General features: G+C 52.7%; 12 protein-coding genes. 5 read left to right on the top strand and 7 right to left on the bottom strand.

Going from position 1 to position 19517, the window contains the following annotated elements; all coding sequences use genetic code 11:
- Nucleotides 1-395 precede the first annotated feature (395 nt).
- The 3 genes from F7P81_RS12120 to cydX are packed head-to-tail and all read left to right on the top strand — an operon-like array spanning nucleotide 396 to nucleotide 3320.
- The gene (locus tag F7P81_RS12120) at nucleotides 396-1994 is read left to right on the top strand and encodes a cytochrome ubiquinol oxidase subunit I (protein WP_151159747.1); all 1599 of its coding nucleotides are present in this window, start codon (nucleotides 396-398) and stop codon (nucleotides 1992-1994) included.
- Nucleotides 1994-3139, top strand: coding sequence for a cytochrome d ubiquinol oxidase subunit II (gene cydB, locus F7P81_RS12115; RefSeq protein WP_151159688.1), 1146 nt, complete (start codon nucleotides 1994-1996; stop codon nucleotides 3137-3139). Before F7P81_RS12120 ends, cydB begins: the two co-directional genes overlap by 1 nt.
- Nucleotides 3140-3188: 49 nt before the next feature.
- A complete protein-coding gene (gene cydX / locus F7P81_RS12110) occupies nucleotides 3189-3320 on the top strand; it encodes a cytochrome bd-I oxidase subunit CydX (protein WP_075656476.1) in 132 nt (43 codons plus the stop codon).
- A gap of 46 nt (nucleotides 3321-3366) precedes the next feature.
- Here the strand turns inward: cydX and F7P81_RS12105 are convergent, their stop codons facing one another.
- From F7P81_RS12105 to F7P81_RS12080, 6 genes are all read right to left on the bottom strand, one after another.
- Nucleotides 3367-7020 (bottom strand): TonB-dependent receptor domain-containing protein, encoded by a 3654-nt coding sequence (locus F7P81_RS12105; RefSeq protein WP_246176111.1) that lies wholly within the window; start codon nucleotides 7018-7020, stop codon nucleotides 3367-3369.
- A 111-nt stretch (nucleotides 7021-7131) separates the two neighbouring features.
- On the bottom strand, nucleotides 7132-8088 hold the full coding sequence (locus F7P81_RS12100) for a FecR family protein (protein ID WP_151159687.1): 957 nt from the start codon (nucleotides 8086-8088) through the stop codon (nucleotides 7132-7134).
- Nucleotides 8089-8173: 85 nt separating this feature from the next.
- Nucleotides 8174-8674 carry an RNA polymerase sigma factor gene (locus tag F7P81_RS12095; protein ID WP_116088339.1) on the bottom strand — a complete coding sequence of 167 codons (501 nt, stop codon included), beginning with the start codon at nucleotides 8672-8674 and terminating at the stop codon, nucleotides 8174-8176.
- A 180-nt stretch (nucleotides 8675-8854) separates the two neighbouring features.
- Nucleotides 8855-11581: a TonB-dependent receptor gene (locus F7P81_RS12090; RefSeq protein WP_151159686.1), complete on the bottom strand. Its 2727-nt coding sequence runs from the start codon at nucleotides 11579-11581 to the stop codon at nucleotides 8855-8857.
- Between the two features lie 156 nt (nucleotides 11582-11737).
- The gene (locus F7P81_RS12085; RefSeq protein ID WP_151159685.1) at nucleotides 11738-12694 is read right to left on the bottom strand and encodes a FecR family protein; all 957 of its coding nucleotides are present in this window, start codon (nucleotides 12692-12694) and stop codon (nucleotides 11738-11740) included.
- A 6-nt stretch (nucleotides 12695-12700) separates the two neighbouring features.
- On the bottom strand, nucleotides 12701-13228 hold the full coding sequence (locus tag F7P81_RS12080; RefSeq protein ID WP_116088336.1) for an RNA polymerase sigma factor: 528 nt from the start codon (nucleotides 13226-13228) through the stop codon (nucleotides 12701-12703).
- A 255-nt stretch (nucleotides 13229-13483) separates the two neighbouring features.
- Between F7P81_RS12080 and F7P81_RS12075 the strand changes: the two genes are divergently transcribed.
- Nucleotides 13484-14629, top strand: a complete 1146-nt coding sequence (locus F7P81_RS12075) for an efflux RND transporter periplasmic adaptor subunit (RefSeq protein WP_151159684.1) — start codon at nucleotides 13484-13486, stop codon at nucleotides 14627-14629.
- A gap of 28 nt (nucleotides 14630-14657) precedes the next feature.
- Nucleotides 14658-17738, top strand: coding sequence for an efflux RND transporter permease subunit (locus tag F7P81_RS12070; protein WP_151159683.1), 3081 nt, complete (start codon nucleotides 14658-14660; stop codon nucleotides 17736-17738).
- Nucleotides 17739-17812: 74 nt separating this feature from the next.
- Here the strand turns inward: F7P81_RS12070 and F7P81_RS12065 are convergent, their stop codons facing one another.
- Entirely contained in the window at nucleotides 17813-19507 is a 1695-nt protein-coding gene (locus F7P81_RS12065) for an amidohydrolase (RefSeq protein WP_151159682.1), read from the bottom strand.
- Nucleotides 19508-19517: the final 10 nt, after the last annotated feature.

The raw sequence follows: 19517 nt of genomic DNA, 5'->3' as shown, positions 1-19517 counted from the left end.
CTCCCAAGCGCCGCTTTCATTCCCACACTGTGAGAACCCTGTAACCGGCCGGTATTACCAGCCGGAACGGATATGCATTTCCTGATGCTATAAATTAGTATAATCTAGAATTGGTCTATTTTAAGCGTGTCCCGAAAAGTGCAAAGCGGTTTTCGGACAAGATACGAATAAAAGCAAATAGATAGAGCATATCCGCCCTGCAGGTTTCTCACAGACATTTCCGGCAACAATGCCGGTCATACGGACTGTTTGATATACGCGCATTTTGACCGGAATGCCCCCTATTTTCCGGAGAGACGCGTAAAAGCTTTGTTTTCAAGCATAGTTTGCCGGATACCGAATAGTTTCCGGCGCTAAGCTACAACAGGAGCGCCGCGCCCCCGCGGCGGATGATGATGGAACTGGATATTGTTTCACTATCCCGTCTGCAATTTGCAGTCACCGCCATGTACCACTTTTTGTTTGTTCCTTTGACGCTCGGCCTGTCTATTCTGCTGGCGATCATGGAAACGGTCTATGTGATGACCGGCCGCCTGATCTGGCGGCAAATGACAAAATTCTGGGGTACATTGTTTGGTATTAACTTTGTAACCGGTGTCGCCACCGGCGTTGTGATGGAATTCCAGTTCGGTATGAACTGGAGTTATTACAGTCACTATGTCGGGGATATTTTCGGTGCGCCGCTGGCGCTCGAAGGGCTGATGGCTTTCTTTCTGGAAGCAACCTTTATCGGCCTGTTTTTCTTCGGCTGGGATCGCCTGTCCAAAATCGGCCACTTGACCGTGACCTATCTGATGGCGATCGGCTCCAATATTTCCGCTTTGTGGATTCTGGTTGCCAATGGCTGGATGCAAAATCCGGTCGGATCGCGCTTTAACCCTGAAACCATGCGTATGGAAATCACGGACTTCTTTGCCGTTGTTTTCAACCCTGTTGCGCAGGCCAAGGTCGTGCACACAGTATCTGCCGGTTATGTCACAGCTTCCATTTTCATTCTCGGTGTTTCGGCATGGTATATGCTCAAAGGCCGTCATCTGGAACTTGCCAAACGCTCGATGACTGTGGCGGCTTCTTTCGGTCTGGCCGGTGCTTTGTCGGTTGTGGTGCTGGGGGATGAAAGCGGCTATCTGACATCCGACCATCAGAGCATGAAAATGGCTGCGATTGAGGCCATGTGGGATACAGAACCGGCTCCGGCATCCTTCACGCTGATTGGTGTGCCGGATCAGGAAAACCGTGTGACCCATTATGCCATTCACATTCCCTATGTGATGGGGCTGATCGGTACGCGCTCGCTGACCATTGAAATTCCGGGTATTAACCAGCTGGTTTTGCAGGCTCAGGATCGCATCCGTGACGGCATCAGGGCCTATGATGCCTTGCAGACAATCAAAGCGACGCCACGGGGCGAGCAGGCACCGGCAGAAGCCAAACAGGCTTTTGAACAATATGGTGAGCGTCTGGGTTATGGTCTGCTGCTGAAGAAATATGTTGATGATCCGCGCACTGCTACGGATGAGCAGATCGTGGCTGCCGCCAATGATACTGTTCCAGGTGTGCTGCCGCTGTTCATTGCCTTCCGTGTGATGGTGGGCTTGAGCTTCTATTTCCTGTTGCTGACCGGTACCTTCTTTTTCCTGTCTGCACGCAGAAAACTGGACAAACACCGCTGGCTGCTCTGGGTTGCGGTCTTCTCTATTCCTCTGCCTTGGCTGGCTGCAGAAATGGGCTGGCTGGTTGCGGAATTCGGCCGTCAGCCATGGAGTATTGAAGGGGTTCTGCCAACAGCCGTGGCGGTTTCCAATCTCAGCCCCGTAACCGTGCTGATCTCGCTGACCGGATTTATCCTGATCTATACAGTTCTGTTCATTATTGAGATGGGCGTGATGATCCGTGCGATCCGCAACGGGCCGCAGCCGGATCATGCTCCGGTTTCCGCACCCTTTGAGAAACCTGTTCCCAGTAAACCGGTACAAATCGGGGAGGCAAAATAATGGTTTTGTCCGAACTTCTTGATTATTCAACCTTACGTCTGATCTGGTGGGTATTGCTGGGTGTGCTGCTCATCGGCTTTGCGGCGATGGATGGTTTTGACCTTGGTATTGAAACCATGCTGCCATTTGTTGCCCGCACCGATCTGGAACGCAGACTGGTGCTGGAAACCATTGAACCGGTCTGGGAAGGCAATCAGGTCTGGCTCATTCTGGCCGGTGGTGCGATTTTTGCCGCATGGCCGCAGCTTTACGCGGTGTCTTTCTCCGGCTTCTATCTGGCGATGTTCATCATTTTGTTCGCACTGATCCTGCGGCCGGTCGGCTTTAAATACCGCAACAAGCGTGAAAGCGCGCTGTGGCGCAACAATTGGGACCGGGCATTGTTCATCGGTGGTTTTGTGCCGTCACTGATTTTTGGTGTGGCTGTCGGCAATGTGCTGCTCGGCGTGCCGTTCCGTATCAATGACGATATGATGATCTTCTATGAAGGTTCATTCTTTGCCTTGCTTAACCCGTTTGCGCTGCTGGCAGGTCTGATGTCGGTCATCATGCTGGCCATGCATGGTTGTGTGTGGCTCTGTGTCAAAACCACAGGCATTGTGGCTGAGCGTGCTAAAAAATACGGTACGCTTCTTGCATTGCTGACAGTGGTCTTTTATGTCGCCGCAGGGCTGTATCTCTGGAAATCCGGTCTGGGTTACCGCATTACCAGTGAGATTGATCCGAACGGCCCGTCTAACCCGCTGTTTAAAACCGCAGTGGTTGAGCAAGGCGCATGGCTTGCCAATTATCTGCGTTATCCGGCTCTGTGGGCTGTACCTGCACTTGGCCTGCTGTCGCCTTTCGCGGTGATCCTCTTTTTGTGGGCACGGCGTCCGCTCGTGGCATTGCTGTTCGGTAAATTGTCGATCTTCGGTGTGATTACATCGGTCGGTGTGGCGATGTTCCCGTTCATTCTGCCATCCTCGCTGAATCCGAGTGCCAGCCTGACGGTTTGGGACAGCTCATCCAGCCATCTGACCCTGTTCATCATGCTGATCAGCACCGGCATTATGCTGCCGATCATCATGCTCTATACGAGCTGGGTCTATTATGTGCTGCGCGGAAAAGTGACGGAAAGCGATCTGGAAGAGGGGCATTACTGATGCCCGTTTCCGTCATCATTTCTGTCTCTTATATAATATGAGGTTTTAAATGTGGTATTTCGCCTGGGTTTTAGGACTACCTCTCGCAGCGGCTTTCGCGGTGCTCAACGCCATGTGGTATGAGCTGGTGGATGATGCTGCCAAACGCAAAGAACATGGCCATACAGGCTCTGAACATTAAATAAAAAAAGCCGGTCTGAGAAACTCAGACCGGCTTTTGAGCCCTGTCAGAACCGGTAATTCACACCGATTTTGAATGTATGAAAATCAAGCGAATTGGATGCTTTGCGTCCGTTTTTAACACTCGACGATCCTTCATGTTTGACGGTCTCATAGATCGCTTTTTCGTAAGGCTCACAATATTGCGGGAACTGAGTGCAGAAGTCACCCATGCCCGGCTGTTTTGACGGGTCAACAATCTCAACACCAATCTTTTCCTGTGTTTCCCAGTCACGCATGATACCGGCACGGGCATTGTTAAAGTTGAAATTGGTTTTGCCGAAACGTGTGTAGGAATAATCCGCCATCACCGACCACCGGTCATTAATGGCATATTCAATCCCGCCGCCGGCTGTCCAGCCGAATCGTGTTGCTTTCTCCTTTTCAGTCAGCGCAATTTCTGTGACCTTGTCAGAACTGTCTGCACTGACACGATATTGCTCGCGCGACTGGCTCTCGCGGGCAAAGGCCACACCGCCGCTGCCATAGAGCATCCATTTATTGTCAAAAGCATAGCCGAGTTTACCGCGCACAGCGGCAGTCCAGTCAATGTCATAGAGGGTCTGCGCCTGCACATTGCCGGTGCCGGCAAAATCGCCCTCTGTTGTGCGGGCTTTATGTGCAGCATTCAGATAGGTCTTGCTCCAGTCGGCAGCGATGCCCAGCACCACACGGTTTGGCAATTGCCAGTTATAACCGGCCTGCACACCAAACAAACCGCTATCCATGCCGAAATCAGCGGATTCCGTTGCTGCAACCGCATTGGATGTGCCGTCGAGAGCGGTTGTGTTGCCCCATGTCCGGCCAAAAACACCGCCTGCATGGGCACCGGCATAAAGGCCTGTCCAGTCAATCGGAGCGCCTTCAGCCGTTGGACGCCGTGTCAGGAAGGACGGCAGGGACGGCAATTGCTGTTCACCGCCGATATCAGCTGTGAGGCTGGCATAGAAAGTACGGCCCGGACCCGGCTGCGTTACAAGACCCAGAGGATCAATGTAGAATTTATCAAACACATTCTCGACGCGGAATGCCGCTGTCAGATTGTCAGTGATTTTATATTCTGCAAACAGGTCAACAAGCGCATAGGGTTTCCAGAGCACCGGTGTGATGAATTCAGATGCGCCTTGTGCAGTTACATCGCCATGACCGATAGCGCGCGGCCCCGTATAGGAGACACGACCGCCGAGCATCAGCCGTTCTTCCAGTAGTTTCTGCGACAGGGTCAGGTCAACCGAATATTTGGGCTGCACATGGTTGGTGGCATAGTCACCATAAAGGCTCTTGCCGTCGCAACTGTCGGATGTGCGGCAATATTCAACATTCAGATAATAATTGGCTGCCAGATCAGCTGTGAAACCGTCCAGCTCATAGCGACCGGAAAATTCCAGACCGGAAAACTTTGCACGGTGGATATTGCCGATATTCAGGGCAAAATTGCTCGGATTTTTAGTGTCATAAACAATATTGCGCGAGATGTAGTTTTTAACATCCCAGTTAAAGTAACCGAGTTTAAGCATACCCGTATCTTCATCGGTAAGCAGGCTGTTACGGACGACATTGGTGCCGATTTCCCAGTTGCTGGAACGCTCCGGTTTTACATCCGTATTTGCGGTAACGCTGTTGAACGCGGAAACGGATTCAATAATGCTCGGCGCGCGCAGCGTATTGGAATAATTGACATAGAACTGGGTCTGTTCCCACGGTTCAAAAGTCAGACCGACAGACGGGCTGAAACCGCCATCATTGGTTCTGGAACCCTGTCCCTTTGCATTCTTGATCTGATTGCGCTCATAGGGATCAAAGCGGTCTTTCGACCAGAAATGCGAATAGCGCAAGCCGCCATTCACAGTAAGCCAGTCAACAGGCTTATAGGCAGCCTTCGTATAAACGGCGACTTCATGGCGGATCGCATCGCGCGGTGTCATCCAGCCTTCCAGAGCTGCGGAATGTTCACTGCCGCGCGTATCTTCCACACGGAAAGACGTGCCGTAAGTCAGATCCAGATCGCCTGCATCAAAAGTGAAAGCGGATTTGTTCTGGATATCACCGCCCCACATATCACTGTCAGATCCGACACGGAAATCGGCAGGCAGGCCGATCCCTCCCGGTGTAACACCACGACCGCCACGTACCGGATTACGCAATTGCAGATGCGTCCAGTAGAGATTGGCGCGCAGATCAATCAGCTCATTGTCTTCCGGTTTCCAGTTATAACGCGCAGTCACCGTGTCGAGGCTGGTTCCCGCGGTTTGCTCTTGCTGTATGGACTGGTCTTTAATGCCGCTCAAGCGTGAGGCCAGCCTGTCACCGGCCTCGCTGCGATAACCCATATAGCCGAGCTGCACTTCATGATCATCCGCAAAACGGGCATTGAGTTTTGCCAGCCATGACTCGGTTTCCAGCTGAGTGTTGAGGACTTCCTCACCCGGACGGTAATTGGTCAGCCCCTGATTGGCATAATATTCGTTCCAGTAATTGCCCGGGCTTCTGGGTGTGCAATGAATGGCAATCATTGAATTGCAATAAGGCTGTCTGCCCAGATTGACCGGATCGGCAGCTGCAGAGCCACGCGTTCCTGCATGATAATTACCCTGTTTACGCCGTGCATAACCGGCCAGAACATCGATTGCATCGCCTTTATAGGCGCCGACAATACTGCCGGAAGCGGATGTCGGAGACAGGAATGACGGCCTGTCCAACCCGTCTTTTGAGCCGACAGGTGCTTTCATTGCATCCCACGGCGCATAGGGCCACTGATAACCGCTCAGAGCACCAGCCAGTGGTTTGGACGTGTTGCCGCCAATACCGCCTTTAACGCGGATACCCCAGTGATTACCGTCTTTAACAATATCGTCCACGCCGACAGTGCGCATGCTGACCGAACCGGCATTGCCCCATGAAGCGGTGTCCGCCCCCTTGTTGATTTCCACACCGGCAATAAAATCAGGATCAACAAAGGTGCGGTTGGAAACACCCTGATAGCCCTGATAGACGGTGACGGAGTTTTCCGCGCCGTCAATGGTTGTGGATACGCGCCCCATGCCTTGCATACCGCGAATATTGACATCAATTGATCCTGCACCATTGCGGGCTTCACCGGATTTGACACCGGGTGTACCGCGAAACATATCCGCAGGGCTGGAACCGCGATAACGCTCAATTGTTTCGCCGGAAATATAGGTGGTTGGTGCTGCCGTTTCATAAGGCGCTGTTGCGGCGGCGATTGCTCCGCCACTGGAAACAGTTATCTGGTTCAGAATGAGTGAGCCGTCCGGCGCAGCGCCGCCGGTATTGGCGGCAAGTCGCTCAGTAATCAGTACGGATTTTGTGCCGGTGAAATTATAGGTCAGGCCGGAACTCTGCAAAATCCGCGCCAGTGCCTGCTCCTTGGTGGCTGCACCTGAAATTCCCGGAGAAGATTTCCCGCGTACGACAGCAGGTTCATAGGATAGCTGGGTGCCGGATTGGCTGCCAAAGGCTGCGAGTGCGCGGTTGAGTGGACCGGACGGAATATTGAAGCCTGTCTGTTGCTGTGCCTGTGCATTGAAGCTGGTTGCTGTCAGAACCACGCCGGTTATCATTGCGGTGGTTGCCAGCAAAGCGGCTATCATGGCTTTGCTGCATTTGGTGTGTCGTGCCGCTTGTTTGGTGGCGCCTGTCATGCCTGCTCACTCCGTCGGTCAATCATTACAGGCGTTTTTTCTGCATGAGAAAACGCCCTCATATTCTTCTTTACGAGTGGCGGATAAAAATATTCAGTTTTTACTCATATTTTATACGGAAGAGACAATTGTCAGCAAAGACGCAATTTTTCGTGTCTTGGCGCCAAAAGGCCGGACAACTGCTGCAATGGCTGCATCAGGGTCGTTAAGATCAAACACACCGCTGACCGTGCGCGATCCGAGTGAAGGATCAGCGATCAATACGCGCCCGTTTTGCCAACGGGAAATTTTTGCACAAAGGGCGGCAACAGTTTCATTTTCCGCAAACAGCATGTTGGAGCGCCATGCTGCAATTTGTGATGGTTCCTGTTCACCGCGGGTAATCCGGTTAGTGGCGCTGTCAAAACTAAGCCACGTACCGGCCTCCAGCTTTTCTCCTGCCGGTGTGCCGGTTCTGGCTTCAACACTACCATGCGCCACGGCCACAGAGAGAAAGCCTTTTTCTGCAGAAACATCAAAAGCCGTGCCCAGCGCAGTGACCAGCATAGGGCCGGTTGAGACGGTAAAAGGCCTTGCGCTGTCCGGCTGAACTTGAAAATACGCCATGCCGGACAGCAGCCCGATACGACGACCTTGCTCGGAAAAATCAACGGCAATTGCACTGTCAGGCCCCAGCGTTGCGAGGCTGCCGTCAGGCAGGGGAAAGTCTCTGATCTCTGCCGTGGAGGTGATGTGATCGGCCTGCGACAGCAGCCACAGATGCGGCACTGTCAGCGCGCCGGTGGTCAGGGCTCCAAGGCCGAGTGTGGTTCCGGCGATAAAATTGCGGCGGGATAGTTTGCTTTTCTCCGGTATTTTCCGGTTTTCTGAGAACAAAGTGCCGGTCATGCCATGAATGGCAGCCACACGCGCCCAGGCTGCGGCATGGGCAGGGCTGCGGGTGACCCATGTTTTAATCATGTCGGCAGAAACGGGATTAACGGGGTCATTTTGCAGACGGATAGCCAGATCGGCTGCTTCACGAAACAGCCGCTGTGCTTCTTCTGTCTCATCAGCGGAATTGGTCATATGTTTCAAGCCTGTCCGGATAGATTACTGTCTCATTTCTGTTTACGAATGAGCGTGGTTAATTTTCAGTGTATGGGAAAATTTGTCACAGTCCGGTAAGGCGCCTGTCAATAAATTCATAGGCATCTCTGATGAGCGTCCATGTCCTGCCCACGGAGAGATTAAGTTCCGCTGCAATTGCCGCAATGGTCATCTCATCCATACGGTGCATCTCGAATGCTTTGCGCGTTCGGTCGGGCAGTTCCTGCAAAGCTTGTTGTGCCAGCATCAGTTTTTGCCGGTCATAGACCTGTTTTTCCGGTGAGGGGGAGGGGTCAGCAATGGCAGAAAAATCTTCGGGTGTGAGATCGGCTCTGCGCAGCAAACCTTCACGCCGCTGATGATCTGTACCGAGGTTGCGCGCAATTCTGAACAAATAGGCTGCGGGATTATAAGTGGTTTTGCTTTCCGCAGGGGGAGAAACCAAAACGCGTAAAAACGTGTCCTGCGTCAGATCGGCAGCCGTTTCTTCAGGAAGCCCTCTGCGGCGTAATGATTGTATAATATCACGCGCATGTTTTTTAAAAAGATGATGGAGATCCCACATCTGTGTAACCGTTTTCTGAAAGCATAGCGTCCGGCTCGTCAGGCAATGACGATAGAATAAATCTTGACTATTATAATCAAGTTTATTTTGCAAGGCATAAATCTACGCTTCAGATACGGGCAGGGGCTATGCCGGTGCGTGTGACCCAACGGCATAGCGGTCTGGTTGTCCCTGTGAGTTTTAAAAATTGGCCGTCAGAGATGCATAGAATGTCCGGCCTGGTCCCGGCTGCTGTGCAAGGCTGAGCGGATCGACATAGAACCGGTCTGTCAGATTTTCCACGCGCACGCTGGCGGTATAAGTGTCGTTGATTTTATATTCTGCAAACACATCCACCAATGTGTAAGGCTGCCAGTTGATCATAGTAATAAACTGCGACATACCCTGACCTGTGACATCACCATGTCCGCTCGCACGCGATGCGGTATAGGAAATGCGGCCGCCGACTGTGAGTGCATCATCCAGTAATTTCTGGGTCAGGGTCAGGTCTATACCATATTTAGGCGGTACGTGATTGGTGGCATAGTCGGCATAGAGAGATTTGTTTTCACAGGTTTCAGCGGTACGGCAGAACTCCACATTCAGATAATAATTGGCAGCCAGTGTGGCTTCGAAACCGCCGAGCGCATAATTGGCCGACATTTCAAGACCGGAGAAACGGGCGCGGTCAATATTGAAAATGCGCACATTCGCAGAGTTCGCATATCTGTGGAATTCGCGGGCGATGTAATCTTTTACATCCCAGTTGAAGTAACCCAGTTTGAGCATTGCACGATCTGTCCCGGTAATCAGGTCGTCCTGAATGAAGTTTGCACCGATTTCCCAGTTGTTGGAACGCTCTGCTTTGGCATCTTCATTCACGGTCATATTGAAAGCGGACACGGCTTCCATAATGCTCGGCGCGCGTAAGGTGCTGGAATAATTGGTGTAGAATTGTGCACCTTCAAATGGTTCGATTGTTACGCCCAATGACGGGCTGAAGCCGCCCTGTTTGAAACGCGCTTTGCCGTAAACCATATCAGGATGAACATATTTTGTGCGGCTGCGATCGCGCGACCACATATGGGAATAGCGCAGGCCGCCATTGACCGTTAGCCAGTCAACCGGTTTATATGCTGTCTTGATATAGGCTGCGGCTTCTTTGCGGGTGCCGTCACGCAAATCAAGAAATGTGTCCCATTTCCTTGTTCCTTCGGTCGGCTTGGTATCTTCTTCTTTGTAAGACGCGCCATAGGTCATATCAAAATCACCATAGGCAGTCGTGAACTGTGAACGGTTGCTGATATCGCCGCCCCATGTCCACAGATCAGGTCCGGATTTAAAGTCGACCGGTGCATCTGCCGGCAGCCAGTCGACCGGATTGCGTTGCTTCAGCTTCGTACCCCAAAGATTGGCCTTGAGATTAATCAGGTCATTCTCTTCAGGGTCCCAGCGATATTTAAATGTTCCTGTATGCGCTTCAATATCTGTCGTCAGGCGCTGTTGTCTGGCTTGTTGTCCGAGCGTACTCAAGGCATTTGCCTTAAAAGTACCAGCTTTGCTTTCAAAGCCGGTATAGCCAAGTTGAACACTATGCCCGTCGCCGAACATAACCTTGCCTTTCAGCAGCAGGGATTTCGTTGCCATCTGGGTGTTGAGAACCTGCTCACCTGGGCGGTAATTGGCCAGACCTGTGTTCTCAATATATTGCGGATACCATCTGTATTCAGGATTGGGTAAGTTACAAAGAAAACTGCATACGCTCATCCCGCCGAGATTGGCGATACCGGCGGCAGGGCCGTTTTTACCGGCATGGTAATTGCCGCGCTCGCGATAGGCATAGCCTGCCAGCAGTTCAATATTTTCGTCCTGCATGGCTGCAACGATACTGCCTGAACCATTGGTCGGCTTCAAAAAAGCCGGACGGTTCATGGTGTCATCCGAACTCTTAACACTTGGTACATAGAGGTGATCGAATTCCGGCTGCAGATCGCCGGGATAACCGCTATTGATAATTTCGTAGCCAGCAACGTTACCCTCTTCAGGCTTGCTGGAATTGGTGCCGAAACCGCCTTTGACACGCAGGCCGAAGCGGTTGCCTTCCTTGACTATATCGCCCGCCTCAATTGTGCGCATGGCGACCGTACCGGCAATACCGCTGGAAGCAGCATCGGAGCCTTTTTGGATATCAATGCCGCCGAGAAAATCCGGATCAACAAAGGTGCGGTTCGAGATACCCTGATAGCCCTGATAGACATTGATGGCATTTTCCGCACCGTCGATAGTGGTCGCGACGCGCCCCATGCCCTGCATACCGCGGATGTTCACATCAATCGCACCGGCACCATTGCGGGCTTCACCGGACATCACGCCCGGTGTGCCGCGGAAAATATCAGCAGGGCTTGCGCCGCGAAAACGCTCAATCGTCTGCTCTGAAATATAAGAGGTCGGTGCTGCCGTGTGATATGGCGCTTCAGCCGCGGCGATTGAACCGCCATTGGTCACGGTGATTGTGTTCAGTGTCACGGTGCCGTCTGGTGCAACTACGGATTGGGCGCTTCCTGCCGGATCATGAATTGTGAGCGTTGTGCCCTGAATGGAGTAATTCAGGCCGGAGCCGGACAGCAATCTGCCCAGTGCCTGTTCCCGTGTCATCATGCCTTGCACCGCAGGGCTTGTCTTGCCGGATACCATATCGGATCGCATCAGCAGTTTGAGGCCGGCACGGTCGGCAAAACCGGCAAGTGCTGAACCCAGATTTTGTGCGCGGATATTGAAACTGATCGTCTGCGATACAGTGGTCTGCGCATGGGCAATCATCGGCAATCCGGTGCCAAGCACTGCAATAAACGCAACCGAAGCCAGAAGTCCGGCCTTTTGCGCATGTTGGGACAAAGAGCGCTTTTTCGCCTTGATGATAGCCTGCATGGAAATATTCCGCCTTACCAATATGACACATTCCGGCCTCCGCTCATGACGGAAATTCCGGCCTCATAATTCAAAGACGAAACGGCGTGGCTGATCTTGCACCGGTAAAATATAAAAATATGATTATTCTTATCATAAATTTGAAACGAATAGTTTTTAGCGCAAAATTGTCACAAAAGGCAGGCGGATAACGGAAATCGGCAGGGTGGTTTCAATAGCCTGTAAAATCTCTTCCGGCTGGCTGAGATCAAAAACGCCGGTGACCTGCAGTGTTTGCAGACGGCTGCTGGCAAGAACAATTGTTCCGCCGCGATGGCGCTCAATTTCTGTAACCACATCGCCGAGCGGCTTGGCGTTGAAAATCAGTTTGCCGCGGCGCCATGCGGTTTCAATGTCGGAATCCACCTCTTCCGGTGCGGAGATATTACCTGTGTCTTCATAGCGGATGCGGGTATTAGCACCGGCGACAACCATATTGCTTGTCTGGTTTGCGGGCTGTATCCGGCTGCTGACGCCGACAGTGCCTTCAATCACCGTGACAGCAACCTGCTGAGGTTTGATATCAATATCAAAAACCGTGCCCAGAGCACGGGTCTGCCCGTCAAGCGCCTCAACAATAAACGGGCGTGTTGTGTCTTTTGCGACAGTAAACAAGGCTTGCCCTTCATAGAGGGTCAGGCGTCTCTCATTTGCTGACATATCAACGGAGAGTGCAGAACCGGCATTGAGAAACACGGTTGAACCATCAGTCAGCGTAATGCTGCGCTGCTCACCCGTAGCGGTTGTATAATCGGCATAGAGACGCGACCCGATGAGTCCCGTCTGATGCAGCGCGGCACCACCGGTTATCAGTCCGGCTAGCCCGAGAACCGCGCGTCTGGTGAATTGTTTTTGCTTTGCGGATTTGCGGATGCTTTTACCGGCACTGCCAATGCCGTGCCACAGTGCCTCAGCCTCGCGTGCTGCCATTTCATGCTCGGCGCTTTGACGACGCCAGTCTGCAAAACCCGCATGGTCCTGTGCTGTGGCTCGTCCTGAGCTCAGCTGTACAATCCGGTCGATTGCCTCATCGCTTAAGCTGATATCCGTTTTATATCTGATTTTTTCGGGCATAGCGGCTCAGGCGAGTGTACGGAAATGATCGCGGCAATGGCGCAATGCCTGCGCGAGATAACGTGCGACCATGCTTTCCGATACGCCCAGACGGCGGGCAATCTCATAATGGGTCAGCAGGTCACAGCGTGCCAGCAACAAGGCTTTGCGCGGTTTTTCCGGTAATTGCAGCAGGGCGTAAATAAGTTGCCGCAATTGGTCGCGGTCAATCGCAAAGACCTCCGGTGTCGGCGCAGTATCGGCAATCGCCTGCAAAATCTCTTCATCACTGAGGCAGGCTTTGTGGTGGCGCTGCTCTTTGCGCAGCAGATCAATCGCAATATTATTGGCAATCCGCATGATGAAGGCGCGATGATCGCGAACCTCAGAAGAGCGCTCCTGTATTTTGGACAGGCGCAGCCATGTTTCCTGCAATGCATCATCGGCCAGCTCATGGGAGCTGGTGCGTTTTTTGAGCATTTCGCGCAGCCATTTCAACTGCCGTAAATAGACAGACAACAGGTCTTCAGAATGGTCGGTTGATGGAATGCTCATGCCGTGTGACTGCGTGCAAAGGGAGGCGGATGAATAGATTTTTAATACTATACAAAAATACTCATATTTAAAAGCTGAAAAATTTCTGCACGGAAATATCCTGTGTGTAGCTGTGAAAGGACTGCTGAAAGGCCGAAATCGCCGCGTTTGGGCGGGTTCTGCAGTTTTCTGTATTTCCTCCGCTGAAGCTTAACAAAAATATTGTTTGTGTTGCCGTTCCGGATGCAGTTCCGCCAACCTGAAAGGTAATCAAATATGAGGTTTCTGTTGTGCCTCTCCCTGTCCGCATATTCTCTGGCCGCTTCGGCGGCTTTTTCGGCGGAGGCTGCTCCTTCAGACGCAGCGATTGCGGGGGCTCAGATCGCCGTGGCGGAGCGCACTGTCACCACCTCCGTTGCCAAGCCGGTACCAACGGAATGGAAACTGGGTTTTAACGGGCTGTTTGTGCCGCGCGAAGAAGTGGCTGTAGGCACAACATTGCAGGATCAGCGTATTGCCGCGGTTGAAGCGGAGGCCGGTGATTATGTAACCGCCGGACAGGTGCTGATGCGGCTGGATACGGTGAAACTGGATATCAAGCTCAGAGAAACAGAAGCGCGTGTTGCCCGCGCCCGTGCATGGCTGGCTCAGCAGGAGGCGACACAGGCGCAGGCGCAGTCCAGCCTGAACCGCACACAGCGCCTGCGCAGCAATGGTGCTGTCAGCGAGCAATCCTATGATGACAAGCTGTCGGCGCTGAATATTGCCGAGCAGAGTGTGGGAGTGGCAAAGGCCGAGTTCACGCAGGCTGAGGCGCAACTGGCGGAGGCGAAAAGCGAAAGGGCACGGGCTGTTATTCATGCACCGGTCAGCGGTATCATTTCAGAACGCAATGCGCGTGTCGGTGCACTGGCGGGTAGCGGCACACTTTTCAGCCTTATCCGCGACGGCGAGATAGAATTTGCGGCTGAAGTACCGGAAAGTGAAATCCTGCTGATGAAGGCAGGTCAGGCGGCGCATGTCACACTGCCTGACGGGAAAATCGCAGCCGGACATATCCGCTTATTATCGCCGAAAATCGACCGCCAAACGCGGCTGGGCAGAGCCTATATCGCGATTGAGGGCAAACAAATATCGCTCTTCTCCGGTGCTTTCGGCAGGGCAGACGTGGTGTTTTCGCAAAGCAAGGCAATTTTGGTCAATGACTCTGCGCTTTTGCATGGCCGTGAGGCATCCGATGCCTCGGTCTTTGTTGTTGTCGGCGGTAAGGCTGTCAAGAAAACAGTCAAGCTCGGCTTGCGCAAGAACGGAGCTGTTGAAATCCGTTCGGGTTTAAGCGCAGGCGATCACATCATTGAAAAAGCAGGGCCGCTGCTCCGCGACGGCGAGACGGTAACACCTGTTCCTGCACGGGCGCCTTAAAAATCCGGATTCCCTGAAAGTATTGTTTATGACCAGTAATATTTCCGCCTGGGCAATCCGCAAGCCGGTGCCGACGCTTGTTCTTTTCATTGTTCTGACCCTTGCCGGCTGGGCTGCATTCAATAAGCTGCCGGTGAATGCCAATCCCAATGTATCCTTTCCGGTGGTAACGGTTGCGGTAACGCAGGCCAGTGCTGCCCCTTCCGAAATGGAAGCGCAGATTACACGCCGTATTGAAGGTGTGGTATCCGGCATCGCAGGGGTCAAACATCTGCGCTCCTCCATTGCGGATGGTGTGTCGACGACTACAGTGGAGTTCCGCATCGGAATTAATCCCGACCGTGCCACCAATGATGTCCGTGAGGCCGTGGCGCAGATCCGCTCAGATTTGCCGCAGACTATTCAGGAACCGGTGGTCAGCCGTGTCGATGTTGAAGGCGGGGCAATCCTTTATTACACGATTTCCGCGCCGGATATTTCGGCGGTTGATATGTCATGGTTTGTGGATGATACGATTACCCGTGAATTACTGGCTGTGCCCGGTGTGCAGAAAGTGCAGCGACTGGGCGGTGTCAATCGTGAGGTGCGTATTGCGCTGAAACCGGAGCGGTTGCTGGCACTTGGTGTATCGGCGGATCAGGTCAATTCTGCTTTGCGCGAGCTGAATGTGAATGTGCCGAGCGGGCGGGGCAATATCGGCGACAGGGAGCAGTCGCTGCGCACGATTGCAAGCGCCAGAACGGTGGAAGAGCTTTCCGCTTTAACGATCTTATTGCCGGGCAACCGGTGGATCCCGTTGCGTGAGATTGCCACAATACAGGACGGGGCGGGTGAGCCGCGCGGCTTCTCCCGTCTGGACGGCAAAGCCGTGGTTGGCTTCTCCGTGTTCCGTGCAAAGGGCTATAGCGATACGGTTGTTGCCAATGGTGTCAAAAACCGGCTTGAGGACATAAGGCAGCTCAATTCGGGCACAGAGATCAGGGAGGTCAGCTCCACGGTCGAATATACTGTGCAGAGCTATAATAATGCGATAACCACACTGCTGGAAGGCGCTGCGCTGACGGTTGCGGTGGTGTTTCTTTTCCTTCGCAACTGGCGGGCGACCGTGATCGCAGCGGTGGCCATGCCGCTATCCATTTTGCCAACATTTGCGGCGATGTATCTCCTCGATTTTACACTCAACAGTATCAGTCTGCTGGCTCTGACACTTGTCATTGGTATTCTCGTTGATGATGCGATTGTGGAGATAGAGAATATTGAGCGCCATATTCATATGGGCAAGCGCCCCTATATTGCAGCGCTTGAAGCATCAGATGCGATCGGGCTTGCTGTTGTTGCGACAACCCTGACGATCGTCGCTATTTTTGCACCGGTCAGTTTTATCGGTGGTGCGGTCGGGCAATATTTCAAACAGTTCGGCCTGACTGTTGCGATTGCAGTGCTGGTTTCCCTCGCTGTTGCGCGTTTGCTCACGCCGCTGATGGCTGCCTATATGTTGCAGCCGCATCCGGTGAGTGGTAAAGCGCCGGGATCTTCTGTACTTGGCCGTTGGTATCTCGGATTGCTGAGCTGGACGCTGCATCACCGTAAAGCAACCTTTGCCATGGTGGCGGGTATTTTTGCCGGTTCAGTCTACCTCATGACATTGCTGCCCACCGGCTTCATGCCGCAAAGCGACTCCAATGTTTCACAAATCAGCGTAACTCTGGCACCGGGTACCCGCCTTGATGAGACCGCCCGTGTCTCAGACGACATTGTCAATCAGCTGCTGAAACGACCTGAGATAAAGGATATTCTGGCCACATCATCAGATGGTGTGAATGAGTTCTCCCTGCTGATTAATCTTAAGCCGCGTGCGGAACGGGAGACAAGCCAGAAGGAATTTGAAGCGGTTATCCGTCCTTTGGTGGCTGCAATACCGGATATTCAGTTCACCTTTACAAAAGACGGCGGCGGCAAAGAAGTGGCTATTATTCTCGTCGGCAATAGCGGAGAAAATCTCACCCGTGCTGCCCGCGAGCTGGAAGCCCAGATGCGTGAACTGCCGGAACTCGCCAATGTGGTTTCATCAGAACCTCTGCCTGCACCGGAGCTGCATGTAAAACCGCGTCTGGATGAAGCTGCGCGCCTTGGTGTGTCACCGGCCTCGATCGGTATGGTTGCCCGCATCGGAACAGTGGGTGAGACGGATGCCAATTCGGCGCAGTTTAATCTGGGTGACCGGCAAATACCGATCCGTGTTCTGCTGGAGAATTCTGCCCGCAGCGATCTGGATATGCTGAAGAACCTGAAAGTGGGAACCGCAACGGGCAATCCGGTTCCGCTTGCATCCGTTGCGGATATTTCCTTCGGTTCTGCGGAAAGCCGTGTGGAGCGTCTGAACCGGATGCGGATGATCGAGGTGCAGGCTAATCTGGATAATAATGCGACGCTCGGCACGGCACTGGCAGCGATTGCTGCGCTGCCCGCCTATAAAAACCTGCCTGAAGGTGTCCGCGAAGTGGAATATGGCAGTGCGGAATATATGGCAGAAATGTTCAGTAATTTCGGACTGGCGCTGCTAACCGGTATTCTGATGGTGGCGGCAGTGCTGGTGCTGTTGTTTAAGGACTTCCTGCAACCTTTTACCATTCTGATTGCCTTGCCGCTTTCCATCGGCGGTGCGGCGATAGCACTGCTTCTCTATGGTGCGGCTTTGGATCTGTCATCGGTTATCGGTATTCTGATGCTGATGGGGATTGTCTGCAAAAATTCTATTCTGCTGGTTGATTATGCCATTGAGTGCCGCAAGGAAGGTCTTGATCGCGATGCGGCCTTGCTGAAAGCCGGTATCACGCGTGTCCGGCCGATTATCATGACCACAATCGCTATGGTGGCGGGGATGGTGCCTGCTGCCATTGGTATCGGCGGGGATGCGGAGTTTCGCGCGCCGATGGCGGTTGCTGTGATCGGCGGGCTGATAACCTCAACGGCACTCAGTCTGGTTTTCGTGCCGGTTATGTTTACCGCTATGGATGATCTGAACAGCTGGCTGAGCAGAAAGCTGAAAAAGCTGACTTGGGTAACCGATGAAGACAGAAAACATACTGTCTCGGGTGAGGTGCTCTGAATGTGCGGATATAGCAGGCAGGGAGCGGATTATGCTCCTTGCCTGCTATTGGCTATCTGTCCGGCAATTTATATTTATTGCGCGGCGGCGGGTGTTTCCGTCAGATTTTCATGCACGATTTTGCCGTCTACAATGGTCAGAACCGAGCGTATCTTGTCGATTTCTTCTGCCGGAACGGTCAGGTAAGGCTGATCCAGAACTGCGAGATCGGCCTGTTTTCCTGTCTCCAGTGTGCCGCGGTTCTGCTCCGCAAAACCGATCCATGCCGCGTTTTTCGTATAGAGCGCGAGAGCCTCTTCACGGGACAGCAGTTGATCCTCTGCTTTTTGGATAACACCGCCGAGCGAACGGCCGGTAACGTGATATTCAATCGCCTGCCAGATGCCATAAATGCCGATACGCGTTGAATCCGTGCCGCCTGCAACCAGAATATTTTTATCAATAGCTGCACGGGTTGGCGGGGATTTGGCAGCAATATCTTCGCCATTGGCTTTCAGAATTGCGGGGCCTTCAAAATAAGGACCCATCTGTACGGTGTAGGACAGTCCCAGCTTTTTCATCCGCTCCAGTGTAGCTTCTGAACCGGTATTGAGATGCGCGAGAGACCACCGTAAATCCTGCAACGGATAAGCCCTATTCACATCTTCAAACACGGTCAGAATATCGCTGGCTGCATCATCGGTATAGGCATGAATTTCCAACGGAATACGCCGTTGTGCTGCAAATTGCGCGACTTTGCGTAACTCGTCTTTGGCTGCCTGCGGAGAGGTAAAACCAGGCCCCATTTGAACGCCGTCATTCATGGCTGCGACGATGGATTCACCAATGCCGAGAAAGCTGACCATGCCGGTGTCATAATAAGGCTGGCGGAAAGCCATGAGGTTTTTGAACCATTCCGCTTCTGTACCGGATTGCATGGCCGGAATGCGATATCCTGCGCGAAGTGTCAGTTTGCCGTCCATTTGCAAGGCAAAGAGGTTTTCATATGCGGAAGAAGGGCCTGCGGATGGATCAATAAAACCGGTCATACCGGCACTGTTAAGTGCCGAGAAAAACTCCTGCATGCTTTGCAGTTGTTGTTGGCTATCTGCGGGCATCATCTTGGCAAAGAGTGCATTATAGGAACCGATATGCCCCAGTAATTTACCTGTTGCCTTGCCATTCGCATCGCGCTCAACCTGAATACCCTGCGGTAGGACCGGTTCGGCTTCATTGAGCTTTAAGGTTTCGATACCCTTCTCATTGAGCAAAGCATAATCATACAAATATTGAACATAGACCGGATGGTCGGGAACGGCTTTGCTCCGTTCCGCCACAGTCGGGGCGCGGTTTTCTTCAAACTGTTCCGGTAACCATGAACCGACAACGGCAACCCATTGATCCGGTTGTTTGCCTGCTGCTGCCTCTTGTAAGGTTTTCAGAGCGTCCGACAGTTTGGTTTCGTTATACCAATAGGTTTCGGATGTATAAGTCTGACCGCCGCGAATGGCATGAATATGGGTATCGACCAGACCCGGAATGACAGTCTTGCCTTGCAGATCAATGCGGCGGGTTTTGTCAGTGCTGAATTTTTCTGCGAGCGTGTCATCACCAACAGCAAGAATATGATTGCCCGAAATCGCCAGTGCTGTTGCAGCAGGCTGGTTTTCATTCATGGTGATGATGTTGCCGTTGTAAAGAATGAGATTTGCGTCATTCGCTGCGGCAGGATTCATCAGCGCAGCCAGACCGGCAAATATAAGAGGGGTGGTTTTGAGAACAGAACGCATGGCTTGATAT

It is taken from the genome of Pseudochrobactrum saccharolyticum, from assembly GCF_008801715.1.
Lineage (GTDB): Bacteria > Pseudomonadota > Alphaproteobacteria > Rhizobiales > Rhizobiaceae > Pseudochrobactrum > Pseudochrobactrum saccharolyticum.
The sequence above is the reverse complement of the archived record's forward strand: the minus strand, read 5'-3'. Positions and strand labels throughout refer to the sequence as shown.

Bases quoted from the DNA above. Each gene is read 5' to 3' on its own strand.
- F7P81_RS12120 (WP_151159747.1), top strand. From the start codon at position 396: ATGGAACTGGATATTGTTTCACTATCCCGTCTGCAATTTGCAGTCACC.
- cydB (WP_151159688.1), top strand. From the start codon at position 1,994: ATGGTTTTGTCCGAACTTCTTGATTATTCAACCTTACGTCTGATCTGG.
- cydX (WP_075656476.1), top strand. From the start codon at position 3,189: ATGTGGTATTTCGCCTGGGTTTTAGGACTACCTCTCGCAGCGGCTTTC.
- F7P81_RS12105 (WP_246176111.1), bottom strand. From the start codon at position 7,020: ATGACAGGCGCCACCAAACAAGCGGCACGACACACCAAATGCAGCAAA.
- F7P81_RS12100 (WP_151159687.1), bottom strand. From the start codon at position 8,088: ATGACCAATTCCGCTGATGAGACAGAAGAAGCACAGCGGCTGTTTCGT.
- F7P81_RS12095 (WP_116088339.1), bottom strand. From the start codon at position 8,674: ATGTGGGATCTCCATCATCTTTTTAAAAAACATGCGCGTGATATTATA.
- F7P81_RS12090 (WP_151159686.1), bottom strand. From the start codon at position 11,581: ATGCAGGCTATCATCAAGGCGAAAAAGCGCTCTTTGTCCCAACATGCG.
- F7P81_RS12085 (WP_151159685.1), bottom strand. From the start codon at position 12,694: ATGCCCGAAAAAATCAGATATAAAACGGATATCAGCTTAAGCGATGAG.
- F7P81_RS12080 (WP_116088336.1), bottom strand. From the start codon at position 13,228: ATGAGCATTCCATCAACCGACCATTCTGAAGACCTGTTGTCTGTCTAT.
- F7P81_RS12075 (WP_151159684.1), top strand. From the start codon at position 13,484: ATGAGGTTTCTGTTGTGCCTCTCCCTGTCCGCATATTCTCTGGCCGCT.
- F7P81_RS12070 (WP_151159683.1), top strand. From the start codon at position 14,658: ATGACCAGTAATATTTCCGCCTGGGCAATCCGCAAGCCGGTGCCGACG.
- F7P81_RS12065 (WP_151159682.1), bottom strand. From the start codon at position 19,507: ATGCGTTCTGTTCTCAAAACCACCCCTCTTATATTTGCCGGTCTGGCT.